This window comes from Natronolimnobius baerhuensis, from assembly GCF_002177135.1.
Classification (GTDB): domain Archaea; phylum Halobacteriota; class Halobacteria; order Halobacteriales; family Natrialbaceae; genus Natronolimnobius; species Natronolimnobius baerhuensis.
In genome coordinates, this window is the sequence record NZ_MWPH01000002.1 from 927,912 (window position 1) to 949,290 (window position 21,379).

Here is a 21,379-nt window from a genome sequence, read left to right on the forward strand (position 1 = left end):
CTCTTTTCGCTGCGACACTGCGTTTGATCGGACCAACACAGCCACGGCATCGCTACGGCGGAATAATACTCACCAGCCCGACACTCTCGAGGGCAAGCCAGACGACGAACAGGCCATAGAGACCCAGCAAGGTCCAGGCTTCAGTCCGCGAGAGGAGCATATCTGTCCGAGCGATGGCGAAAAAGACGACCGTCGCGAAGATTAGAAACGCCATCATCGGGACGACGTGGGGGAACGCAATCGTGAGCGAACCGGCGACGAGGACCCCCGCGGGGATCGCAACCAGCAGGTCGAAAATATTGCTTCCGAGGACGTTCGCGAGGCTCACGCTCGCTCTGCCGTCGCGGGCAGCGGCGATGCTGACGAACGCGTCGGGGACGCTCGAGCCGGCAGCCACGACGGTCAGCCCCCAGAGGAACGCCGGCGTGCCGAAGGCGTCGCCGAGGCCAATCGCCGCTTGGACCAGCCCCTCGACGCCGACGATGATGACGACGAGTCCGACCGCGAACCAACCCCAGGTTCGAGCCAGCGGAATGTCGGTCCGTGCGCCGTCGTGGTCGCTAACATCGAGATACTGAACGAACAGGTACAGGGCGTACAATCCGAGCGGCACGAGTGCGAGTGGGCGGGTGATTTCTCCTTCAAGCAGGTCGCCCTCGAGCGGATAGTAGATAACGGCGAGCGAGAACGTCAACAGGAGGACGGCGACGGCGAGCATGTAGAACAGCGCCTCCTTGTACACCAAGTCGCGGTTCGTGTCCATGCGGCCGCCGACGAGGACCGACACAGCGGGGATGACAAGGAGGTTAAACACCGCCGAGCCGACGATGGCACCAATGCCCAGTTCGAACTCGCCGTAGCGCAGCGTCGCGATGATGACACTCGCCAGTTCCGGCATGCTCGAGCCGACGGCGGCGATGACCGCGCCCTGGACCACCGCCGGGACGCCGTAGCCCGCCGCGAGATCGTTGGCTGCAGCCTCGAGCCAGGTGCTCCCTTTCCAGACGACTCCGGTTGCGACGGTGGCGACGACGAGCAGCGTCAGGACCTCGAGCACGGCTCACAGTCCACCGTGAGCGCGTATAAAACCGGGCCGAGCAACAGAAGAGTAAGACGACTCAGAACTGCTCGAGGCCAGTCTGTTCGGCCGTCGCGAGCACGTCTTCGCAGGTCGACCACGACGTGCGGGCAAACGGCGGCAACGAGCCGTGCTCGTCGACGTAGCGCTCGAGAAACTCGCGCGTGGCCGAGTCGCTCGGATAGCCGCTGCCCACATCGCCGTACTCCTCGGCGATGGCCGCGACGTGGGCGTCGCGTTCGACTTTCGCGATGATGCTCGCCGCGCCGACGACCGGCGAGTCGTCGTCTGCGCCGTGGCGGGCGTCGATGTCGACCGCGAACGCTCCCTCGAGCGTTCGGTCGTAGGCCTCGCTCACCCGCCGGGCGAATCGCTCGGCGTCGGTGTCGCAGGCGTCACAGAGACCGGATACTGGCGTCTCGAGTGTGTCTCCCTCGAGTCCGGCGACCACATCGGCGATTGCTTCCGCGTGGGCGGCGACTGACAGCGAGTTCATGTCCGTCTCGGGGTCGTCGATCCGCGCGGGCGTGATTTCGGTGACACCGACGCGGATGCGCTCGTCTTTCCGGATCGCCGCCGCGAGTGCCTCGCGTCTGGCGGGTGTGAGTCGTTTCGAATCCGCGATTCCCTCGGGCAGCTGGGCGGGCTCGTCGACTGAGACGGCAGCGGCAAACATCGACCCGAAGACTGGCCCCTTTCCGGCTTCGTCGACGCCGAATGGCATACTTCGAGGTTGTGGGATGGCGGGATAACGATTGTGACTCTCGAGCGAGCGGAAAACGAAACTGCTGGCGGCTTACTCGTCGCCGTCGCGAGGCTCGTCGAGGAAGTACGCCTCGAGTTCGAACGGTTCGTCCTCGCCTTCGACACGGGTGACGTCGAGTGCGGTCACCTCGGCGTCGGTCTCGACCAGCCCGGCGAGACTCGGCTCCGTGCGGCCCTCGTCGCTGCTGATGAGTTCCTTGATGTAGAGACCGCCCTCGCCGTGGACGTAAACCTCGGCTGTCGTTGGCTCGAGCAATTCACCACCGATATCGTAGACCGTCCGCGTGCGGGTGAGACTCGCCCGCCGGTGGTCGACGCGCTGTGGGGTGTCCTGCTCGACGGTTGTTCCCTCGAGTTCCGAAAGCGCTGCCTCGAAGGTCTCCTCGTCGAGTGGCTCGGCGAACTCGACATCGGCGCGGTATTGCTTGCTCGCGTCGTGTTCTTTGACGCGTTCGACCATGTCGTAGGTCGCCAGTCGGAGGCCGTCGACTTCGACCGACCCAGCGGCGGCCTCGTTGATCTCCTCCTCGAGCGTTTCGGGGTCCGGATCGCGTCGCTTTGGGCGTTTGACCTCGAGGACGAACGGGCGGCCGGTCTCGAGCATGCGGGCGTCGACGTCCTCGCGGCCCGCGCCGTGGAATTTGCCTTCGTCGCCGTCCATCGCCTCGACGACGTGCGGGCGGACGACCTGCTCGACGCTGGTGTCGTATAGGTAGCCCGAGCCGCCGCAGTAGTCACAGGGCTCTTCACCGGTGTCTGCCAACTGGACGCCGCTGCCGCCACACTCCCGGCACGGCCACTCCGTCTGTGGAATATCGCGCTCGAGTTTCCGGTAGCGCCCGTAGACGAACGCCGGATTGATCTGGACGTCGACCGCGTGGCTCGTCACCGAGTCGTCGTCGACGGCCTCGAGCGGGTCGAACGCCTCGAGATCGATGATGACGAGGACGTCCGGGCGGTCGAAGTCGACGTCAGTGCCTGTCTTTGCGCCGACGCGGCGGCCGACCTCACGGTTGAATTCGCGCTTGAACGACTCGCCGACGTCGGGTTCGAGGTCGGCATCCTCGCGCAGGAGGCGTTCGTTCTCCTCGGCCAGCGGCGGGACGCGCGTCCCGACCTGGTAGGTCGCAAAGTCGACGCCCTCGAGAGCATCGACGATGGTGTCGGCGATGGCGTCGTAGGTGTCACAGTAGCCATCACAGACCCAACACTCCGCGGGTGGCGTGGGGTCGAAGTCGGTGTCGTCCTCGAGTGCAATCGTCGTTCGTAGCGCCCGGCCGCGCTCGGCGTTCGTCAGTCCGAAACTCCGCTCGGCGAAGGGGCGGCCGAGACAGGAGTCACAGATCGACCCGGTCGCAAGCAGCGCGCGGGCGTCGTCCGTAGTCATACCTCGAGCATCAGGGTGCTGGGGGTAACACGTTTTCCCTTCACCGGCCACAACGCCCGCGGTGTGTGAGCTTTCATCAGGCTGTCTCGAGCAGCAGGGTCTCCCCGGTGTTCAAATGGGTGGGGTCCTACCAGTCGGCTATGAACGACGCTCGAGTGCACCGTCGTCGGCTCCTCGCTGTCAGCGGTGCTGGCCTGCTGAGTGCTGTTGCGGGCTGTTCTGCCCCACGAGAATCCAGTTCGATTGAAGGCGGATCGACGCGAGAGATTGATCGCGACAATCTCGCGGATGGCTCGACATTTACTGACGTCTACGACTCGATTATCGACTCCGTCACACAGGTCCGCGTCTTCGGCATCAGCAACCCACTGACCGATGCTGAGGGCCGCGGCCAGGGATCGGGCTTTCTCTACGACGAGAACCACATCGTCACGAACGACCACGTCGTCGCCGGCGGCGAGGAAGTCGACCTCCAGTACATCAACGGCGATTGGACCGGCACCCGACTCGTTGGGACGGACCACTTCAGCGACCTCGCCGTCCTCGAGGTCGATCACGTGCCCGACGCGGCGACACCGCTCTCACTGTCCAACGAGCGCCCCGTCGTCGGCCAGGAAGTGCTCGCCATCGGCAATCCCTACGGCCTCGAGGGGTCGATGTCACAGGGAATCGTCAGCGGCATCGAACGCTCGGTCAACGCGCCGGATCGACGGTTTTCCTTCCCCGATGTCGTCCAGACCGATGCCGCGGTCAACCCGGGCAACAGCGGCGGTCCGCTCGTCGACCTCGATGGCAACGTCATCGGTGTCGTCCACGCGGGCGGCGGCAACAACATCGGCTTTGCCATCTCGGCTGCGCTGGCTGACCGTGTCATCCCCGGGCTGATCGCAGACGGCGAGTACAAACACTCCTATCTGGGAATCGGCCTCCTCTCGGTCGACCGGATCGTCGCCGAAGAAAACGATCTCGAGGCTGCAACCGGGATCGCCGTGACCGATATCGTCTCGGGCGGGCCAGCGGATGGCGTCTTGCAGGGTGCAACGGGCACTGTCGAACGCCGCGGCGAACCGATTCCCGTCGGTGGCGACGTGATCTTCGAAATCGACGGTGAGCCGATTCCGGACCGTCACGCACTCGCCACACACCTCGCACTCGAGACCAGTCCCGGCGAGACTATCGACATCCGACTCTGGCGGGACGGGACCGAGACGACGGAATCGCTGACACTCGATGCGCGAACGGTCAACTGATCGAATCCCTCACTCACGCAGCGCCTACCGGGCTCTAGTCACCGCCTTCGGAGCAGTCAACGGCCGTATCGGGCCGATACAGGTCAGTATTGATTGAGTTCTTTTTGACTGAATAATGCGAACCGAATTAGAGCAACGAATCATGATAATCGCTGCGAGCAGGGGTTAGCATCTCGATAACTATGCTCCTCTAGGCCATCGACTCAGATGGCGAACCCCCGCCTGTCTGCTATGTCACCGAACACCGACGCCACGGATGGATCGACCACACTCGAGTCGGCCACACCTGACCTGGTGAGTGTCACCGTCGAAAACGACGATGCACCCGACGAGTGTGCGATCTTTCCCGACGACGCAAGCGAGGACGAACTAATGACCAACTGGATCAGCGCGCAGAGCGACTCGTTCGTTGCCCTCGAGTCGATGCGCTAAGCCAATGCACCTGGGGAGCACTCTCACCGGCGTCGGCTTCTGGCTCGGAACCCTCCTGCCAGTCGCTTATCTCCCCGTCTTCATCAGTGGCATCGACTCACTGACCCGGCTGGGACTACTGTTCGGCCTCGTTACGGTCAACGTCCTCGCACTCGCAGTCGGCCAAGACTACTCTCCCGACTGCGACCGCACCCAGAACCGGGTGTGAGTGGCCCGACTCACAGTCTCGAGTCGGCTGTCACGACGACGGCGTCCAGACCTGTGCCTGCGGCGTGCCACAGTCTTCGCAGACGACCGCCTGATTGTCCTTGTACGTTCCTCGCTCGAGGTCGCCATCACACGACCCGCTCGGACACGTCCTGCCCTCGAGTATCGCCAGTAGCTGACTGTCTGTCTGGTCCGTTGTTGACTGCGATTTCGCCATACAGGGACAGCATACTGGCTCACCCGAAACGCTTGACCCTGGGTATGCAATGATTCCGAGGGAACATATCCGCGCTGACGGTGCTCGATGACGCAGTCCCTGACCTCGAGACCGGCGCGTCGCGACCCAGTGCGGCGCATCTGTGTGGACCATCGAAGTCGGCGGTGTACCGAGAACCGACTCACCGACCGTCGGCACATCCGCACGAAACCGTGGCGACTATCCCTGTGATCGTCAACGCTCGAGTATGCGCCAGTTCGTTCTACTCGGACACGACGTGCCCCTCAACGCCGACTTTGCACTCGATGACCTCGCCGGCGGTGCCGGCCGACTCGATGCACTTTGCCGCTCGATTACAGCCGCGTTCGTCACCTCTCACGGGATCCGCGAGGACGTCCGCGTCCATCTCGTCGTCCAGGATACGCTCACGATCACCTTCGACGGCCGTGACCTCCGCCGACTCAACCCGGATGAACGCTCCACCGCTGCACTGGTCCGGAACGCACTCGCACACCGCGAGGAAGCCATCGGCTCCCTGCCAGCCGAGCCAAGCCCCGGCGTCGAACTCTATCGGCGCGACTTCGAGGCCACCCTCGAGGCACTCGAGGGTGACGGGCCGATTGTCCAACTCCACGAAGACGGCGCTGCGATGGTCGACCTCGAGGCCGATGCGCTCGTGGACTCGATTTTCGTTCTGTCGGATCACCACGATTTCACCGAGAGTGAGGAGCAACTGCTGGCCGATGTCGTCGATCAGCGACTTCGACTCGGTCCCGAACTGCTACATGCAGATCAGGCGATCACCGTTGCCCACCACTATCTGGATACTGGTGGCTACGAGCAGCTCTAAGCTCCCAAAGCGTGTCTGTTCTCAGTTCCAGCCCCACAAACGTTAAGCGAATTGACGTTCTTGGTTCGGTTGCGGGCCGGTGGGGTAGCTTGGTATCCTTCGGCCTTCGGGTGGCCGTAACCGCAGTTCGAATCTGCGCCGGCCCATTTCTGCCCGCGAATTCTAACCGACGAGCGAAGCGAGTCGCGTTCGTGAGCGGGCAGAAATGGATCCAAGCAGATTCGAAGTAGACCAGACGCGCGCAGCGAAGTCGTTCGGAAGACACGAAGCGTCTTCCGTGATGACGAGAGAGCGACGCTCTCTCGAACCACGAGCACGTCTGGGCGTGGTTCGTAATCTACGCCGGCTATTGGACACGAATATCGCGTCCAGTGTTCTCCGACAGTTCGTGGCTGCTTTGCGGGGTAGTTTGCGTGACGGTTTCGCCCCGACTGTCGGCCAGCAACTGACTCGAGGACTCGCCATCACCACTCGAGTTAGAGGCGAGGGTGGGAGTTAATCAACGTATAGTAAGTTGTGAAATCCAAGATGGCTCTGGTAGTTAGGGAGAGTTTTGCAGATCGGAGAAAATAGAGTACTATAACCAGAATATATCAGTTAGTTCGAGGTAGGGCTGCGTTTTACGACCAATAAGAGCGGTGGAATCGTAGTACTATGTAGAAGTTGTTGTATGAGAAGCGCACCATCCGTCTACTGTTGGGAAATCGAATACCAACCATCAATAACAGATTTCATCGGATTTAACAACGTTTCAGAAACGTGAGGACGTGGCACACAGCATGACCAGTCAAATTACTATAAATTAGGAATTTCAGGGCAAATAAACAATAAGATCGTTTATCATACGTCTCCAATCGAACGGCCACCGGCACACGAAACTGCCGATGGGATTATGACTTCCCGACGCCTTCTGCAAGCCCCTTGACGATGTAACTCTGGAGCAAGAAGAAGACGATCAACATTGGGATCGTCGCGCCGAGTGCGCCCGCCATGAGCATATCCCAGTTGAGCGCGTACTGGCCGATCCACTCGGCCATTCCCGGCGGCAGCGTCTTGCGTGAGGAGTCATTGATCAGGACCAGTGCGAAGACGAACTCGTTCCACGCGAGCACCCACGTGAAAATCGCTGTCGTCGCGATTGCCGGTGCCGACAGCGGAAGCACGACCCGAACGACAGCACCGAACCTAGTACTCCCGTCGATCATCGCTGCTTCCTCGAGCGACTCGGGGAGGTTTTCATAGAACCCACGGAGCATCCAGATTGCAAACGGCAGGGTGAACGCGACGTAGGCGATCACGAGGCCCGTCAACGTGTTGAACAGCCCGAAGTCCCGGAAGACCAGGAACAGCGGGATTGCAAGCAGGATGGCGGGGAACATCTGCGTGATCAGCAAGAACGTTGCGACGGCTGTGCGACCGCGGTAGCGCAGGCGACCGATGCTGTATGCACCGAACGTACAGACGCCAACGCTCAGGATCGTTGCACCGACGCTGACGATCAGACTGTTCCGGAACCAGTACCGGAAGTCAGACTGGTACCACACCTGTCTGTACCCGGAGAGATCGACACCGGCAACCCACCCGACTGGATCACCAATGAACGACTCGAAGCCGGTTTGATTGAGCGAGACGACGAGCATCCAGAACACTGGGAACAACACGATAGCGATTAGCGACCACAACAGTGCGTGGAAGCCAATCCCCTTTACGCGCTGTGTTTGCTCGTAGTCCAGTGCGAGGAAGCCGTCTTTGGTTCGCTCGTCCGGAATGGAATCGGGCTGTGTATCTGTTGCCATGGTTACTTCCCTCCAACATCTTCGCGGTATAGTCGTAGGTAGATCAGCCCGTACGTCATCATGACGATGAGCATGACGACGGCGATTGCGCTGGCCAGTCCCATCTCACTCAGGTGGAACGCTCGTTCGTAGATGTACACTGGTAACACCATCGAGGTGTTGCCGGGGCCACCGCCGGTCATCACGTAAATCAACGTGAAGTGATTGAGTGTCCAGAGACTCATCAGCAGCGTCATCACGACCGCAATCGGCTGCAAGAACGGCATCGTGATGTGACGGAACTGATCGAGTTTCGTCGAGCCATCGACGCGTGCGGCTTCATACAGGTCGCCGGGAATCCCCTTCATGCCAGCCAGGAACGTCAGCATGAAGAACGGGAAGTTCCGCCAGACCCATGCAAGCATGATCGAGAACAGCGCATAGCGTGAGCTCGCGATCCACGGAAGCCCTTCGGTAATTCCGGTCATTCTGAGGAAGCCATTCAGCGGCCCCAACTCGAAGTTATACATCAAGCGCCAGTTCAGTGCAATCGAAATGAACGGCACTGCCCACGGAAGCAACAGCAACGTCGTCGCAACTGACCGGCCGCGGAAATCACGGTTGAGCAAGACCGCAAAGCCAAGCCCAATCAGGGCCATAACAACGACTGCGGCGAACGCCCAAACCAGTGTGTTCCGCATGACCACCCAGAACTCGGTCCAGCCGAGAATCGTTACGTAATGCTCAAGGCCGACAAATTCTGGGTCAGCGATGCCATCGTACTCGAAGAAGCTGAGGTAGATACCTCGAAAGAGGGGGTAGACACTTACCAGCCCAAGCGCAAGCAGCGATGGGAGTAAGAATAGCCATCCCCAAACGCTCTCTTTCGAAAACCAATGATAGTACTCCCGCGGGAGTTCGAAATTTCGGAGTTTGTCTGTCGTAGTTGCCATGTATGGTGACTGTGACTATGGAGGGTCCCGAAGACGGGGCGGAGATAGCGAGTTAGTCGTATGGGTTCCAGATCTGTGGCGTGTCGCCGTTGCCTTCGATCCAGTCGGTGAGTTCGTCCGGTGCGTCCTCGAGTTCAGGCATCTCGTCGTTCTGTGGGAGGTCGTAGTCGACTTCGCCACTGATCGTATCGCGGACGTGGTTTGCCTGATCGACAACCGCTTCCTGTGGGTCGCTGTCCGCGCCGAGGATTCCGGAGATAGCAACGGAATAAGCATCCATCTCGCCCTCGAGGTCGCCGAGGAATGGCGCACTCAGTTGAGGGCCGGTAATCCCATAGCGGGCGGTGTCTTCGGCCTGGTCGAGGCGGGCGTCGATCCACTCGTCGGGGATCTCCGTGTTGTTCTCGGTGAACGGTTGGATCTCCTCTTGGGCCTCTCGGACGGGAAGGAAGTTCGGTGCGGCTTCGGGGAAGTAGCCTTCCATGGTGTCCGGAAGCGTCATGTACTGGATGAACTCCATGGAGAGTTCGTCGTCGACGTCGTACTGCGTGTAATCCGATTCGAACGCCGAGAGACAACTGCCGCCCATGAAGGCAGTGTTTGTCCCCATCGGGCCTTCTGGAATCGGTGCGAGTTCGGTCACCTCGGCGATGTCCTCGCCCTGGCTGACCATCTCGTTTGCGGCGTCACCGCCGTTTAGCATCATTGCGACGTTTCCTTCGCGGTAGAGCTGTTCGGCGTCAGTGCCGTCCATGCCAGCCCAGCCGCCGGGTGCGATGTCCCACTCTTCCTGGAAGCTTGCCATCCAGAGATGGCTAAACAGCGACGTTGGCGAGTCGAGTTCGACCGACCACTCGTCGCCGTCGTGGTCGAAGAACTCGCCGCCGGACTGAACGGTTGCACCGTAGAGAATTTGCCCGGTTCCGGTGTCCTGTGCGGCACCGGAGACGAGACCGTTTTCGTCGGTTTCGTCTGTGACGTCGATAGCCGAATTGATCATCTCCTCCCACGTCTCGGGGATGCTGTCGTGGCCAGCCTCCTCGAGGAGGTCCATGTTCGCATAGAAGTTTCGCACTTCGATGAACCACGGGAAGCCCCACTTCTCGTCGTCGTACAGTCCCCAGTAGGATGGCGTGTCGTACCAGTCGTCGTGGTCTTCGTACAGTTCGGTGTTCGGTTGCACGACGCCGCTTGCACCGTAGTCGACGGCGTGCTCGTTGGCCATCTCACTGACGTTTGGCGTGTTCTGGCCCTGAATTGAGGACGTCCACTGCTCGAAGACCTGGTCCCACGTAATGACGTTCGTCGTGAGATTGACTTCCTCGTCGGAGTAGTCCTCGAACCCATCTGCGGTGTCTTCGATTGCAGCCGTTTCCTCTGGGATGTACCCTCGCATCGTCCACCAGAGGAAGTCACCTTCACCAGTTCCTTCGGTGTCGTCGCTTCCGAACCCATCGAGACAGCCAGCAAGTCCTGCAGTGGCACCCGCAGCCCCCATTGCACCGGCCGTCTCCATGAATCCACGCCTCGAGTAGTCCTCGGCGTCCGCGTCGGATTGAGACGGCGATGACTGGGCAACCGAGTCATCTGTCTCACTCTCGTTGGGCATGTTCGTTCCTGACATAGTTCTACTCACAAGATACCGAGGACGGTATAAATATCTTTGTGATTTATAACCTTCATTTGCTCAGGTGGCCCGTTATATGGGTAAGTCGGCTGGATTTGGCAGTGGTATGATGAAGAATACCGCGAGAAAGCAGGCGGGATTTGACCGGCCAAGTCTGTGTCGAGGGCAATCTTTTATTATGGTTCGGCCGAATCTATCGAACGATCATGGCGGTGCAAAACCTTTCGTCACAGAAAACGGGTATAGCTGGGGGGCTACTCGTCGCGTTCGTCGCCCTTGCAGCGATTGGTATCTGGTACATTTACGAACAGGCCTGGGGGCTCGTCTTTGAGCTTGCGTACATCCTGGGATTGCTGATTGTCTTTTTGATCATCGCTGACCAACTATTTATTCGATAGCCGCCAGACGAAAGGACTTATGAGACTCATTACTCACCACCAGAGAGATGCCGGAGCATAACGCGACGTCGATTGGCAGTTGGGAGCGACTCACTCCCGAGGAGACGAGACAGGGGATCCAAACAGCCGCCGCGGAGATGGGCGGACTCGTTCGGAGCACGCTTGGCCCAGTCGGTGTCGACAAGATGGTTGTCCGCCGAATGGACGACGACCGACTGCGCACGTTCGTCACGAACGATGGGGTCGCGATTTTAGAGGAGTTCGAAGGCGAGACTGACCACCCAATCGCAAACCAGTTTATCCATCTCGCAGAAGCCCACGAAGACGAACTGGGCGATGGGACCACCACGATGACCCTGCTCGCAAGCGAACTCGTGACCGCAGGTGTCGACCTCATCGAAGAGGGCGTTCCACCTGCAGCCGTCGTCGACGGGTTCTCAATCGGTGCCCAGCGAACCCTCGAGGTCTGGAACGAGATTGGCATCCCGCTTGCAGATACCGATCAGCCGATGACCCGCAGTTCCTTCGATGAATCCCGACTCGAGCAGATCGCCCACTGCGGGATGACCAACGGACGGACTGGCGAATGGCACCTCGAGGAACTGTCGAGCGACGTCGTCGAGGCAGTGCTTCGCGCGTGGGAGCCACAGCGCGGAACGGTCCATCTTGGCTACGTCTCAATCGAGGCAATTCCCGGCGGAGATGCCGGTGCCTCGGAGTTGATCCCTGGCACGCTCCACCCCTACGAGCCAATGGCCGGCGAGCAACACCTCCCAGTCGACGGGGGCATCCTCGTCATCGAAGGCTCACTCAAGCCACGGTCGATCCGGGCCAATGTCTCGATCAGCGGCGACTACAGCAACTCACTCGGCGGCCTCGGCGACGACGCCAGCGCAATCGCAGACGCACTTGCCCAGTCGAACGCCAGCGCCGTCTTCGTCGCCGATGATGTGACTGACGCAATCGCGACTGAACTCGCCGCCCGCGGAATCGTCTGCTTCCGAAACGTCAAGGAGTCGGATCTCGAGCGACTCTCGCGGGTGACTGGCGCAACGATCCGTGGTCCTGTCACGCCGACGGCCCCCGCATCCATCGACGACTGTGGCCGCGGAAATATCCGACTCCGCGACGCCGAAGGCGACAAAACCTGGCTCGAGGTGACTGCGCCCCCAGAATCCGAGCCACGAAGCGTCGGGCTGGTCGTTCGCGGCGGCACCGAAAGCGCAGCCGCCGAGACACGGCGGCGGATCAAAGTCGGCCTCAACGCGGTTCGCGCTGCGATTAAGCGGCCGGTTGCACTCCCCGGCGGTGGCGCAGCCGAACTCGAGGCGGCCCGTGCGGTCTCCGAACTCGCACCGAAATTCGATGGCCGCGAGCAACTCGCCATTGAACGGTTTGCCGAAATTCTCGAGTCATTGCCGCGGACGCTCGCGCGAAACGCAGCGCATGACCCAATCGATGCACTGACTGACCTACGCGCACGTCACGACGCTGGGCACGTGCGAGCGGGGATCGACGCGAACGGCCGACTCGTTGACGACGTTGTGGCCGAAAGCGATGCACTCGATGCCCAACTCGTTCGAACGAGTAGTCTGACACGCAGCATCGAGTTTGCGAACTCACTGTTGACGATTGATGGAGCCATTTTCAACACCGCCCCGCCGTTCGATCCTGAAGATCTGCCGACGCCTAGACGAGGAATGCGATAAGTACGCCGGCGAGCGTGACAGGCAACACGCTCGCAACACTTCGTTTTTCGTCGATTTCGTACAGGTGCTGAACGATTGGCAACATGAGGAAGCCGGTGATGATCCACCCGGCAGCCTTCAGAATCTGGACGACGTGCATCTGTGGTGTGTCGTGGACGAACGAGTAGGCAGTCGTCGCGAACTCGCTGAAGTCATCGCCGTTTTCGACAGCCACCTGTGCCCCTTCAGCCGGGGCAGTGACGGTCAGAATAATAACAGACCCAAGAAGGAAGATCGGAGCGAAAATCGCGGTCAGATAGCCCCCGAACTTGAACGTGTCAAACGCTAAATCGTGTTTCGAGGAGAAGAACCCGGCAATGACGCCGATCAGTCCGAAGTAGACGAACCACGAGAAAATGACGATAAACGTCCCAAAGAACAGACTCACCGCGAGTGCGGCCGGCCACCAGGTGAAAAAGTATCCCTCTGTGATGACAAATGGATCACTCATGTACTCGAAAACGCCTCGCGCAAGCGAGTGCAACGCAACGCCAAACAGCGCTGGAAGCCACCCATACTGTCGGACAACATCGATCATCGCCGAAATAGTGTCTGCACCCAGCAGTTCGCGCCATGGCTGAAGTATCGTCCAGTCCGACGTGCTGGAACTCGCGCGCTGGCTCATACTCGCACCTGCGCCCTATCGGCAAAAAAGATGGCGTTTAGTGGCGAGTTAGGCTGTCGGCGGTTCCTCCTGTTCCTCTCTGACGACGTGTTCGATATTTGCGCCAGTGTTCGCATCGAAGAGGTCCGCCTGCTCGAGGCTGAGGTCTAGATACACTTCGTGGGCGTCGGCCGAAATCGACTCGGGATCGATGAACGCCTTTCGTTCGGCGACTTCACCCTCCGGCGAGGCCTCGTCCTCGAGTGCAGCAGCATCACCCGAGACGAGGCTGTCGTCGTCTGTCTCGCTCTCGAGTGTGAAGTACAGAAGGTCACGTGCGCCAAGCGGTTCGATGATGTCAATGTATGCGTTGACGTGGTCCTCGCCGCTCGTTCGACTGACGTTGACGTGCTCAGGGCGGATGCCGAGTTTGAGATCCGTTGCGCCAACGGCTTCGATCTGTTGGGCACGCTCGGCATCGATTGGAATGTTGATGTCACCTGTCAGTCGACCGCCGTTGTCGGTCGCTTCGTACGTGACGTCGAAGATGTTCATCGATGGACTCCCGATGAACTGCGCGACGAACAGGTTGTGTGGGTCGTTGTAGACTTCACGCGGTGTACCGACCTGCTGTAGTTCACCGTGATTGAGAATCGCGATCCGGTCGGACATCGTCATCGCTTCCTCCTGATCGTGGGTCACGTAGATCGTCGTCGTATCGAGTTCCTTCTGGATGCGCTGGAGTTCCGTCCGCATGTGCTTGCGGAGTTTGGCGTCGAGATTCGACAGTGGCTCGTCAAAGAGGAACACTGCGGGTTCACGAACGATTGCCCGACCGGTCGCAACACGCTGTTGTTGGCCGCCCGAGAGCTGTTTCGGCCGATCATCGAGCAGTTCTGGAATTCCCATCAGTTCGGCGGCGTCCTCGACACGGTCGTAAATCGCCTCATCGGGCAGGTCAGTCGACCGCTTCAGCCCGAACGCCATGTTCTCGCGAACGCTGAGGTGCGGATACAGCGCGTAACTCTGGAACACCATCGCGATGTCGCGATGGCGAGGCGGGAGCATGTTGACGACCTCATCACCGATTGCAATTGTCCCCCCCGAAATGTCCTCGAGTCCCGCGACCATCCGAAGGAGCGTCGATTTCCCGGACCCACTCGGTCCGACCAGTGTGAGAAACTCACCACTTTGAATTGTCAGGTTGAAGTCCTCGACAGCGACAATATCACCATCGTACACCTTCGTCACGTTCTCGAAATTGATCGAACTCATTGGTACACACGTTCGAAAGCAAAAGATAATATTCTTTGGGGTGGGTTCCGATGGTAATTGACTCGAGTAAATCGACAGTGATCAACGACTGGAACCCGAGAACCGACGAAATCCCATATTCATCAGTACAGCATCACTTCTTCGCTAGCAAGCGCCGTCGACCTCACAGTCAGTCACAGTTGTTGTATACACTTATGTGTCAGGACACCGCACCACACAGTACCGATGAACGTTGGTGTACTTACGGCGCCCCTGTATGACCAGTCAGTCGAAGAAGCAATCGAATATTTAGACAGCATCGGCGTCGACGCCATCGAACTCGGCTGTGGTGGCTTCGTCGGCGACGAACACCTGAGCACGGACGCTCTGGACGACGAAGAGACCCAGGCCGAACTACTCGAGGCCGTCGACCAGTACGACATGGAGATTAGCGCACTGGCGACGCACAACAACCCGATTCACCCCGACGACGAGAAAGCTGCCGAAGATGACCAGCAACTTCGAGACGCTATTGCACTCGCTGGCCAACTCGATGTCGATGCAGTCACCTGTTTCTCCGGACTGCCCGGCGGGAGTCCGAACGACGAGACGCCGAACTGGATCACCGCCCCCTGGCCGCCCGAGCATCTCGAGGCACTCGAGTATCAGTGGGAGGTCGGTATCGACTACTGGAGCGAGATCAACGATCTCGCCGAGGAACACGACGTCGATATCGGGATCGAGATGCATCCAAACATGCTCGTGTACGAGCCTGACGGAATGCTCAAACTTCGCCGGGAAGCAGGCGACCGAATCGGGGCAAACTTCGATCCCTCACACCTGTACTGGCAGGGCATCGACGTGACCGAGGCAATTCGGATGCTCGGCGAGGAAGACGCAATTCATCACTTCCACGCCAAAGACACCAAGGTCTACGACGCCAACGCCCGCACGAAAGGCGTTCTCGACACCGCACCGTACACCGAGGAAGCCGACCGCTCGTGGCTGTTCCGCTCTATCGGCTACGGACACGGCGAAGAACACTGGAAAGACGTTGTTTCCACGCTCCGAATGGTCGGCTACGACGGCGCACTCTCAATCGAACACGAAGACTCGCTGACCAGCGGCCGCGAAGGTCTCGAGAAAGCAGTCGACGTGCTCTCTCGAGCCGTTTTCGAGACGGAACCCGGCGACGCCTACTGGGCCGAGTAGGGACGTCTACGCCACCTCGTTCCGGCCTCGAGTCCGGCACTCTATTCTCGTGACTCGAGTCACGAGTCGGAATCTATTTGCAGTGTGGCAATCGCCACATAGACAATCGATGACATACGACATTATCCAGGTCGGAACCGGCGGACAGGGCGGACGCTGGTGTACCGAGTATCTCCCGCCGAACGTCGAGAACGGGCGTCTCAACGTCGTCGCCGCAGTCGATACGGACGAATCGGCGCTGGCAAACGCCAAATCGGGGCTTGGATTGAGCGACGATCAGTGTTATACCGATGCCGAGACTGCCTTTCAGGAACAGGATGCCGACTGCTGTGCAATCGTCGTCCCACCCCAGTTCCACGAAGACATCGTTGATGCCGCACTCGCACACGACCTGCACATTCTCTCGGAGAAACCCATCGCGGACACGCTTGAGGCGGCCGTCCGAATCGCAAAAAAGGTCGAGCGCGCAGGCAAGAAAATGGGCGTGACGATGAGCCATCGGTTCGACCGCGATAAGACAACATTACGGCGGGAACTTCGGACAGGCAACCACGGTCCACTTGACTATCTGATGCTTCGGTTTACGTGTAATTGCCGCTCGTACGGGAGTTGGGGCGCGTTCCGGCACGATATCGAGGATACGCTCCTGATCGAAGGTGGTGTCCACCACCTCGATATTCTTGCCGACCTCGCAGACGCACGTTGTGAGACGATCTACGCCCAGACATGGCTCCCCGAGTGGGGCGAGTACGCTGGCGACGCACAGGCGCTCGTCAATATGACGTTCGAAAACGGGACACGAGCAGTGTACGAAGGCGCAAAGACGAACGCCGTCGCACTCAACGGCTGGGGGAACGAATACATCCGCGCCGAATGCCGTGACTCCACGCTCGTCCTCGACGAACGTGACCTCGAGCAGTACGAATACGATCCGGCCGCTGAACCACAGTTGACTGACGGCGCCGACGACAGTGCAGCCGATTCAATTGCGCTCTCGACTGATGGGCCATGGGCTAACACGTGGCTCATCGAGCAGTTCGTCGACTGGCTCGACGGTGGCGAGCCGATGGCGACGAACGTCCAAGACAATTTGCAGTCAATGGCACTCATCGAGGCCGCAATCCAGAGCAGTACCACCGGCGAGCCCGTGGCCGTGCAGGAACTACTCGAGGAGACGACCCGACGCGTTTCACTCGAGTAATTCGAGGGTGCTACCGGTGTTAGACGGTTTTTTGTGCCGATTTTATTATAGACGACAGAACAGTACAAGAGGGCTGCCAGGGACGATACAGGACTGAAAGAAAACAACAATTGTTGTGAATATTCAGGCAATAATAGTGGATGTACACTATGTAATCAGCAACTACTATTGTACTCAACAATTTTGGTGGGCGAGAGGCACGTTCTCGACAATTACGGGCATACTTCCGTAAATGCAGTGACTAAAACTGTACTGTTTTTTCGCAATCGTTTGTTGAAATCTGTGATTTGGTCTCATTGTCCATAGAATATATGCACTAGGTATGTCTCTGTTAAAAAGCACCCCCTCTCGAGTAAGTCAGATCCAACACAGAGGACGCATCCACAACTGAACACAGTTGGTTCGAGAGAGAACAGTGATGGGAACGCTCGACACAGACCGTCTGGATGGCTCACTGCGGTAAAAAAGCCATTCGACGAAGAGCGCACACTGAGAGTCGCCTCGAGAAGCAACGACTCAGTAAGGACATGCTACTGGAACGATAGGAGCCACTGCAAGTGATAGTGGCCACTGAAAGTCAGTGCACATCTGATCGCCAGACGGATTGGCGATTAGTATGTAAATCGGTTCAGTTGGTACGATAGTGCCAGAACGGAGTCTCGAGAGCGTTGTCTGTTAGTCGGTACGGGGTGCAATGACGTTGTCTGGTCGGATACGCAGAATCACTCGCTCGGTTTCAATCGGCATCTCGTAGGCCGACCCCGTGTATCGTCTCGCGAGTTCGTCGATATGATCACGGGCACCGTCGGTCGTAATCTCGGTTACTTCACCGATAACAGAGAGATACTCGTAGGGGTTTTCGGGATCGACCATACTCAGTCCGACTGCAGGGGTCGAACGGACGTTTTGCTCTTTCTGTCGACCGCGTTCTGTGTTGACCAATAGTCGATCTGCCTCCGGGTCGTAGTCGATCCAGACTGGCGTCACATGGGGTGCTCCACTTGGGGTTACCGTCCCAAAGTGGGCGAACGTTTCTTTCTCGAACAACTCGTGGAGGGAGTCGGGAATCGATGACATACTACAGCCATTGCGCTATGTCGTCTTTTGTCTAGGGGAGACCGCGTTCACTCACGGCTCACTTCGTTTACCGTCTGCTCACGGGCACGAGTGCCCGTTCGCTTTTCCGCGGTTCTCACTCACTACGTTCGCTCCGAACCGCGTACTCGTTCCGAACCGCGTCTCCCAAATCGCGCGCACGTGGTCACAGATCACGCAACCGAATCCCATCCTGAACAAGTCGGGCGTTTCGCTCCCGCTCGAGATGGGGAGCCAAGTCGTCGTGTTCGTACAACTGGGCGATGATATCGGCGTACAGCGTCCGCCACGTCAGGGCATAGACCGGCGATTGTCCCCATGCACGGAGTTCGGGGACGAGTTGGTCGTACGTCTCGTATCGGTCCTCGAAACGGTCGATTGCCTCGAGAACGCGACTGGCTGCCTCGCGGTCGTCATCGGCCGCAGCCACGGCCTGATTCAATTTTCGTTCCCAATCAGCAACAGCAGTCTGCATATCCGCTGCCGTCCCCGGTTCATCGTCTGGCAAGCGCTCGAGGAGTGGTTCTGGAACACCAAGTGAGAGTTCGTCCATACCTCACGTATCGGAGCCACTGATAAGAAACCTGCTGGCTCCGTGAGTATCCAATTTTATATCGCAATATAGAGTTTATTTGGACAGGGGACGAACAGAGTAGCAACCAGCATAAGACAGCATATGTGAGAGTCCGGAAATACAGAAAACCCGAACGACAGCGTATAGAGCACCACATTTATACCCGACAATCAAGTTGTCCATAGCAGTGAACATGGCTACGGCTGCTCCGGGAGGACAACCTCGATTACGTCCGACTCGAGGTGTCTACTGCGGTCACCACTCAGTCCCAGCGGGGACCAACCAGTCGTGGCGCAGGCACTCGAGTCCAACAGGGAGACCCGTAAACTGGACTCGAGCGGTCGAGGTAGCTCCACACCGTACTCGAGCCACAAGTCGACTGGGAACAGCGAGTAACGTGACTGGCAGGCAGCATACCCAACTGATGGGAGACGACTAATACGACTATGAATGCAGAATCCGGGACGGCAGAGGGAGCACAGATTTTGCTCGTTGAGGATAACCCGGGTGATGTTCGGCTCACGAAAGAGGCGTTCAAACAGGGACGCATCGAAAATGATCTCTATGTCGTCTCTGATGGGACTGAGGCGCTCGAATTTCTCACACAGGAACACGAATACAGCGATGCCCCACGGCCGGATCTGATCCTGCTCGATCTCAATCTCCCGCGAACTGACGGCGAAGAGGTACTCCTCGAGTTAAAGGCAGATCCAGAGTTGCGGTCGATTCCGGTCATCGTACTCACGAGTTCGCGTGCCGAAGAGGACATCGCACGGTCGTATGAACTACACGCGAATGCATACCTCACGAAACCGGTCGATCCGGACGAGTTCATCGAAACCGTTCGTGCGTTCGAGGAGTTCTGGTTTTCTGTCGTCCGGTTACCCCCAGAGGTCGAAAAGTAATGAGCAAAACAGACACAGACTCTCACTCAGCAGATGAGAAGAGTACAGACGGTGAGAACGAAACAAGTGACCTCGAGCCCGACGACACCACGGAGACCAGCGAGACGCTTCGAATCCTCCTGATCGAGGACAATCCCGGCGATGCGCGACTCATCGAGGAGATGCTCAAAGATACCGAAGAGCTTGCCCAGCGAGTACGCGGTGACGACGCTGCAAGTGGAACCCCAACGCTGACACACAAGTCGCGTCTCGAGGAGGGGCTTGCTGTCCTCACAGATACCGCAATCGACATCGTCTTGCTCGATTTGAACTTGCCCGACAGCAGTGGCCTCGAGACACTCGAATCAGTTCATGGCGAGAGTGACGAGACGCCGATTGTCGTGTTGACTGGGTTAAGAGACCAACAGGTCGGTGTGGAGGCGATTCAGCGCGGAGCCCAAGACTTCCTCGTCAAAGACGAAGTGACGAGTGAGTTGCTCGTGAGGACGATCCATCACGCAATCGAGCGCGCTCGCCAGGAACGCGAGCGACGACGCCAGCGCGAGCAACTCGAGTCGCTCAATCGCCTGAATCGGGTTGGTCACGACATTACGCAGGCGGTAATTACAACGGAAACGCGAGCGGAACTCGAACAGCGCGTCTGTGACCGACTCGCCGAATCGGACGCCTACCGCTTTGCCTGGATCGGTGGCGTCAATCCCGGAAGCGACCAGATCGTACCGAAAGCGGCCGCTGGCGTCGAAGATGGGTATCTCGAGACAGTCGATATCAGCGTCTCGGAGGACGAACCAAGCGGGCAAGGGCCAACCGGCACCGCGATTCGAACCGGTGACGTACAGGTTGCGAACAACATCCAGACCGATCCTGCGTACGAACCCTGGCGTGGGGCGGCAATCGAACGCGGATATAACTCCTCAGTCTCAATTCCAGTTGCACACGAAGATCTCGTCTACGGGGCGTTAAACATCTATGCAGTGGATGCAGACGCATTTAACGGACCCGAAACGACGATTCTCTCCAGAATTGGGGACACCATCGCACACGCCATCACGGCAATCGAGCGCCGCGATGCACTGGTCAGTGATGCCGTCATCGAACTCGAGTTTCGAGTCGAGGCGATGGCCGAGGAACTCGTTTCACTGTCGGCAACCGAATCGTGTACGATAAAACTCGAGCAACTCGTCCGGGGCGACGAGACACTGCTTGCCTACGGGTCGGCGACGGACGTCTCACAGGAGGCATTCGCGGAGGCAGTCGAAGACACCAACGGCATCGATGACGTTCGATTCCTCGCAGCCAAACGCGAGGCATTCGAGTTCGAACTCGTTGCACCCGCAGCTGTCTCCCTATTCGAAACAATCGCAACGCACGGCGGCCGTGTCGACTCCGCAACGATCAGCGACGGCGAGTTCCGCTTCGTCGTCGAACTCCCGCGCGGTCGAGACACCCGGCAGATGATCGAACTCCTCAAAGAGGACCACTCGGGCGTTACCTACCTCGCCCAGCGGACGGCCGAACGAAGCGACTCGACGAACGGCAACTCCACGAGCGTCCTCGAGGACGAACTCACCGAAAAGCAACGAGCAGCCCTCGAGACGGCGTACTTTGCGGGATACTTTGACTGGCCGCGCGAGAGTACCGGTGAAGAAATCGCTGAGCGCCTCGGGATTGCGCCTGCAACGTTCAACCAGCATCTGCGGACTGCCGAGCGAAAGTTTTTCGACGCGACGCTCGACGAGTAGTCGCTGTTGGGTATCGCAGATTTACCGTGTGTAGTGACTTTTCAGTGGTATCGGTCGAAGAGCAGCGGCGTACAGCGGGACGAGGGATAGCTCTGCGACGCTGCC

At 59.0% G+C, this 21,379-nt stretch carries 21 protein-coding genes and 1 tRNA gene; 11 read left to right on the forward strand and 11 right to left on the reverse strand.

Annotated features, from left to right (window positions below; genetic code table 11):
• Nucleotides 1-52 precede the first annotated feature (52 nt).
• From B2G88_RS10865 to B2G88_RS10875, 3 genes are all read right to left on the reverse strand, one after another.
• A complete protein-coding gene (locus tag B2G88_RS10865) occupies nt 53-1,057 on the reverse strand; it encodes a sodium:calcium antiporter (protein WP_054862561.1) in 1,005 nt (334 codons plus the stop codon).
• 61 nt (nt 1,058-1,118) lie between these two features.
• Nucleotides 1,119-1,802, reverse strand: a complete 684-nt coding sequence (rnhB, locus tag B2G88_RS10870; protein ID WP_054862562.1) for a ribonuclease HII — start codon at nt 1,800-1,802, stop codon at nt 1,119-1,121.
• Between the two features lie 72 nt (nt 1,803-1,874).
• Entirely contained in the window at nt 1,875-3,230 is a 1,356-nt protein-coding gene (locus tag B2G88_RS10875) for a tRNA pseudouridine(54/55) synthase Pus10 (RefSeq protein ID WP_087714771.1), read from the reverse strand.
• Between the two features lie 140 nt (nt 3,231-3,370).
• Here B2G88_RS10875 and B2G88_RS10880 point away from each other — a divergent pair, with 140 nt between their 5' ends.
• The 3 genes from B2G88_RS10880 to B2G88_RS10890 all read left to right on the forward strand — a co-directional run bounded on the left by B2G88_RS10880 (nt 3,371) and on the right by B2G88_RS10890 (nt 5,120).
• On the forward strand, nt 3,371-4,480 hold the full coding sequence (locus tag B2G88_RS10880; RefSeq protein WP_087714772.1) for a S1C family serine protease: 1,110 nt from the start codon (nt 3,371-3,373) through the stop codon (nt 4,478-4,480).
• Nucleotides 4,481-4,711: 231 nt separating this feature from the next.
• A complete protein-coding gene (locus tag B2G88_RS10885; RefSeq protein WP_087714773.1) occupies nt 4,712-4,912 on the forward strand; it encodes a DUF7511 domain-containing protein in 201 nt (66 codons plus the stop codon).
• A 4-nt stretch (nt 4,913-4,916) separates the two neighbouring features.
• Nucleotides 4,917-5,120: a hypothetical protein gene (locus tag B2G88_RS10890; RefSeq protein ID WP_087714774.1), complete on the forward strand. Its 204-nt coding sequence runs from the start codon at nt 4,917-4,919 to the stop codon at nt 5,118-5,120.
• 30 nt (nt 5,121-5,150) lie between these two features.
• Here B2G88_RS10890 and B2G88_RS10895 read toward each other — a convergent pair whose 3' ends face one another.
• A complete protein-coding gene (locus B2G88_RS10895; protein WP_054862566.1) occupies nt 5,151-5,336 on the reverse strand; it encodes an HVO_A0556 family zinc finger protein in 186 nt (61 codons plus the stop codon).
• 247 nt (nt 5,337-5,583) lie between these two features.
• Between B2G88_RS10895 and trmY the strand changes: the two genes are divergently transcribed.
• On the forward strand, nt 5,584-6,186 hold the full coding sequence (gene trmY / locus B2G88_RS10900) for a tRNA (pseudouridine(54)-N(1))-methyltransferase TrmY (protein WP_054862585.1): 603 nt from the start codon (nt 5,584-5,586) through the stop codon (nt 6,184-6,186).
• A gap of 73 nt (nt 6,187-6,259) precedes the next feature.
• Nucleotides 6,260-6,332: transfer RNA gene (locus tag B2G88_RS10905), tRNA-Pro, on the forward strand.
• A 744-nt stretch (nt 6,333-7,076) separates the two neighbouring features.
• Here B2G88_RS10905 and B2G88_RS10910 read toward each other — a convergent pair.
• The 3 genes from B2G88_RS10910 to B2G88_RS10920 are packed head-to-tail and all read right to left on the reverse strand — an operon-like array spanning nt 7,077 to nt 10,538.
• Nucleotides 7,077-7,982, reverse strand: coding sequence for a carbohydrate ABC transporter permease (locus B2G88_RS10910; protein ID WP_087714775.1), 906 nt, complete (start codon nt 7,980-7,982; stop codon nt 7,077-7,079).
• A gap of 2 nt (nt 7,983-7,984) precedes the next feature.
• Complete coding sequence (locus tag B2G88_RS10915; RefSeq protein WP_054862567.1) at nt 7,985-8,914, reverse strand: carbohydrate ABC transporter permease; 930 nt, start codon at nt 8,912-8,914, stop codon at nt 7,985-7,987.
• 52 nt (nt 8,915-8,966) lie between these two features.
• Nucleotides 8,967-10,538 (reverse strand): ABC transporter substrate-binding protein, encoded by a 1,572-nt coding sequence (locus tag B2G88_RS10920; RefSeq protein ID WP_087714776.1) that lies wholly within the window; start codon nt 10,536-10,538, stop codon nt 8,967-8,969.
• Nucleotides 10,539-10,747: 209 nt separating this feature from the next.
• On the opposite strand from B2G88_RS10920, the gene B2G88_RS10925 reads away from it, so the two are divergent.
• Nucleotides 10,748-10,939, forward strand: a complete 192-nt coding sequence (locus tag B2G88_RS10925) for a hypothetical protein (protein ID WP_054862568.1) — start codon at nt 10,748-10,750, stop codon at nt 10,937-10,939.
• A 47-nt stretch (nt 10,940-10,986) separates the two neighbouring features.
• On the forward strand, nt 10,987-12,648 hold the full coding sequence (locus tag B2G88_RS10930) for a TCP-1/cpn60 chaperonin family protein (RefSeq protein ID WP_087714777.1): 1,662 nt from the start codon (nt 10,987-10,989) through the stop codon (nt 12,646-12,648).
• On the opposite strand, the gene B2G88_RS10935 is transcribed toward B2G88_RS10930, so the two are convergent.
• Entirely contained in the window at nt 12,629-13,312 is a 684-nt protein-coding gene (locus B2G88_RS10935; protein ID WP_054862569.1) for a hypothetical protein, read from the reverse strand. The two genes, B2G88_RS10930 and B2G88_RS10935, sit on opposite strands and share 20 nt — an antisense overlap.
• Before the next feature lie 48 nt (nt 13,313-13,360).
• Nucleotides 13,361-14,566 (reverse strand): ABC transporter ATP-binding protein, encoded by a 1,206-nt coding sequence (locus B2G88_RS10940; RefSeq protein ID WP_054862570.1) that lies wholly within the window; start codon nt 14,564-14,566, stop codon nt 13,361-13,363.
• Between the two features lie 225 nt (nt 14,567-14,791).
• Between B2G88_RS10940 and B2G88_RS10945 the strand changes: the two genes are divergently transcribed.
• Both B2G88_RS10945 and B2G88_RS10950 read left to right on the forward strand, forming a co-directional pair.
• Nucleotides 14,792-15,757 (forward strand): sugar phosphate isomerase/epimerase family protein, encoded by a 966-nt coding sequence (locus B2G88_RS10945; RefSeq protein WP_087714778.1) that lies wholly within the window; start codon nt 14,792-14,794, stop codon nt 15,755-15,757.
• A gap of 109 nt (nt 15,758-15,866) precedes the next feature.
• Complete coding sequence (locus tag B2G88_RS10950) at nt 15,867-16,958, forward strand: Gfo/Idh/MocA family protein (RefSeq protein ID WP_087714779.1); 1,092 nt, start codon at nt 15,867-15,869, stop codon at nt 16,956-16,958.
• A 675-nt stretch (nt 16,959-17,633) separates the two neighbouring features.
• Here B2G88_RS10950 and B2G88_RS10955 read toward each other — a convergent pair.
• The gene (locus B2G88_RS10955; protein WP_087714780.1) at nt 17,634-18,035 is read right to left on the reverse strand and encodes a pyridoxamine 5'-phosphate oxidase family protein; all 402 of its coding nucleotides are present in this window, start codon (nt 18,033-18,035) and stop codon (nt 17,634-17,636) included.
• 184 nt (nt 18,036-18,219) lie between these two features.
• Complete coding sequence (locus tag B2G88_RS10960) at nt 18,220-18,606, reverse strand: hypothetical protein (protein WP_054862571.1); 387 nt, start codon at nt 18,604-18,606, stop codon at nt 18,220-18,222.
• Between the two features lie 467 nt (nt 18,607-19,073).
• Between B2G88_RS10960 and B2G88_RS10965 the strand changes: the two genes are divergently transcribed.
• On the forward strand, nt 19,074-19,532 hold the full coding sequence (locus B2G88_RS10965; protein ID WP_054862572.1) for a response regulator: 459 nt from the start codon (nt 19,074-19,076) through the stop codon (nt 19,530-19,532).
• Nucleotides 19,532-21,274, forward strand: a complete 1,743-nt coding sequence (locus B2G88_RS10970) for a bacterio-opsin activator domain-containing protein (protein WP_087714781.1) — start codon at nt 19,532-19,534, stop codon at nt 21,272-21,274. The genes B2G88_RS10965 and B2G88_RS10970 overlap by 1 nt, the downstream gene beginning before the upstream one ends.
• The last annotated feature ends 105 nt before the right edge of the window (nt 21,275-21,379 follow it).

Excerpts from the sequence above, each read along its gene's own strand:
- rnhB (WP_054862562.1), bottom strand. The coding sequence starts at position 1,802 with ATGCCATTCGGCGTCGACGAAGCCGGAAAGGGGCCAGTCTTCGGGTCG.
- B2G88_RS10875 (WP_087714771.1), bottom strand. The coding sequence starts at position 3,230 with ATGACTACGGACGACGCCCGCGCGCTGCTTGCGACCGGGTCGATCTGT.
- B2G88_RS10880 (WP_087714772.1), top strand. The coding sequence starts at position 3,371 with ATGAACGACGCTCGAGTGCACCGTCGTCGGCTCCTCGCTGTCAGCGGT.
- B2G88_RS10885 (WP_087714773.1), top strand. The coding sequence starts at position 4,712 with ATGTCACCGAACACCGACGCCACGGATGGATCGACCACACTCGAGTCG.
- B2G88_RS10890 (WP_087714774.1), top strand. The coding sequence starts at position 4,917 with ATGCACCTGGGGAGCACTCTCACCGGCGTCGGCTTCTGGCTCGGAACC.
- B2G88_RS10895 (WP_054862566.1), bottom strand. The coding sequence starts at position 5,336 with ATGGCGAAATCGCAGTCAACAACGGACCAGACAGACAGTCAGCTACTG.
- trmY (WP_054862585.1), top strand. The coding sequence starts at position 5,584 with ATGCGCCAGTTCGTTCTACTCGGACACGACGTGCCCCTCAACGCCGAC.
- B2G88_RS10910 (WP_087714775.1), bottom strand. The coding sequence starts at position 7,982 with ATGGCAACAGATACACAGCCCGATTCCATTCCGGACGAGCGAACCAAA.
- B2G88_RS10915 (WP_054862567.1), bottom strand. The coding sequence starts at position 8,914 with ATGGCAACTACGACAGACAAACTCCGAAATTTCGAACTCCCGCGGGAG.
- B2G88_RS10920 (WP_087714776.1), bottom strand. The coding sequence starts at position 10,538 with ATGTCAGGAACGAACATGCCCAACGAGAGTGAGACAGATGACTCGGTT.
- B2G88_RS10925 (WP_054862568.1), top strand. The coding sequence starts at position 10,748 with ATGGCGGTGCAAAACCTTTCGTCACAGAAAACGGGTATAGCTGGGGGG.
- B2G88_RS10930 (WP_087714777.1), top strand. The coding sequence starts at position 10,987 with ATGCCGGAGCATAACGCGACGTCGATTGGCAGTTGGGAGCGACTCACT.
- B2G88_RS10935 (WP_054862569.1), bottom strand. The coding sequence starts at position 13,312 with ATGAGCCAGCGCGCGAGTTCCAGCACGTCGGACTGGACGATACTTCAG.
- B2G88_RS10940 (WP_054862570.1), bottom strand. The coding sequence starts at position 14,566 with ATGAGTTCGATCAATTTCGAGAACGTGACGAAGGTGTACGATGGTGAT.
- B2G88_RS10945 (WP_087714778.1), top strand. The coding sequence starts at position 14,792 with ATGAACGTTGGTGTACTTACGGCGCCCCTGTATGACCAGTCAGTCGAA.
- B2G88_RS10950 (WP_087714779.1), top strand. The coding sequence starts at position 15,867 with ATGACATACGACATTATCCAGGTCGGAACCGGCGGACAGGGCGGACGC.
- B2G88_RS10955 (WP_087714780.1), bottom strand. The coding sequence starts at position 18,035 with ATGTCATCGATTCCCGACTCCCTCCACGAGTTGTTCGAGAAAGAAACG.
- B2G88_RS10960 (WP_054862571.1), bottom strand. The coding sequence starts at position 18,606 with ATGGACGAACTCTCACTTGGTGTTCCAGAACCACTCCTCGAGCGCTTG.
- B2G88_RS10965 (WP_054862572.1), top strand. The coding sequence starts at position 19,074 with ATGAATGCAGAATCCGGGACGGCAGAGGGAGCACAGATTTTGCTCGTT.
- B2G88_RS10970 (WP_087714781.1), top strand. The coding sequence starts at position 19,532 with ATGAGCAAAACAGACACAGACTCTCACTCAGCAGATGAGAAGAGTACA.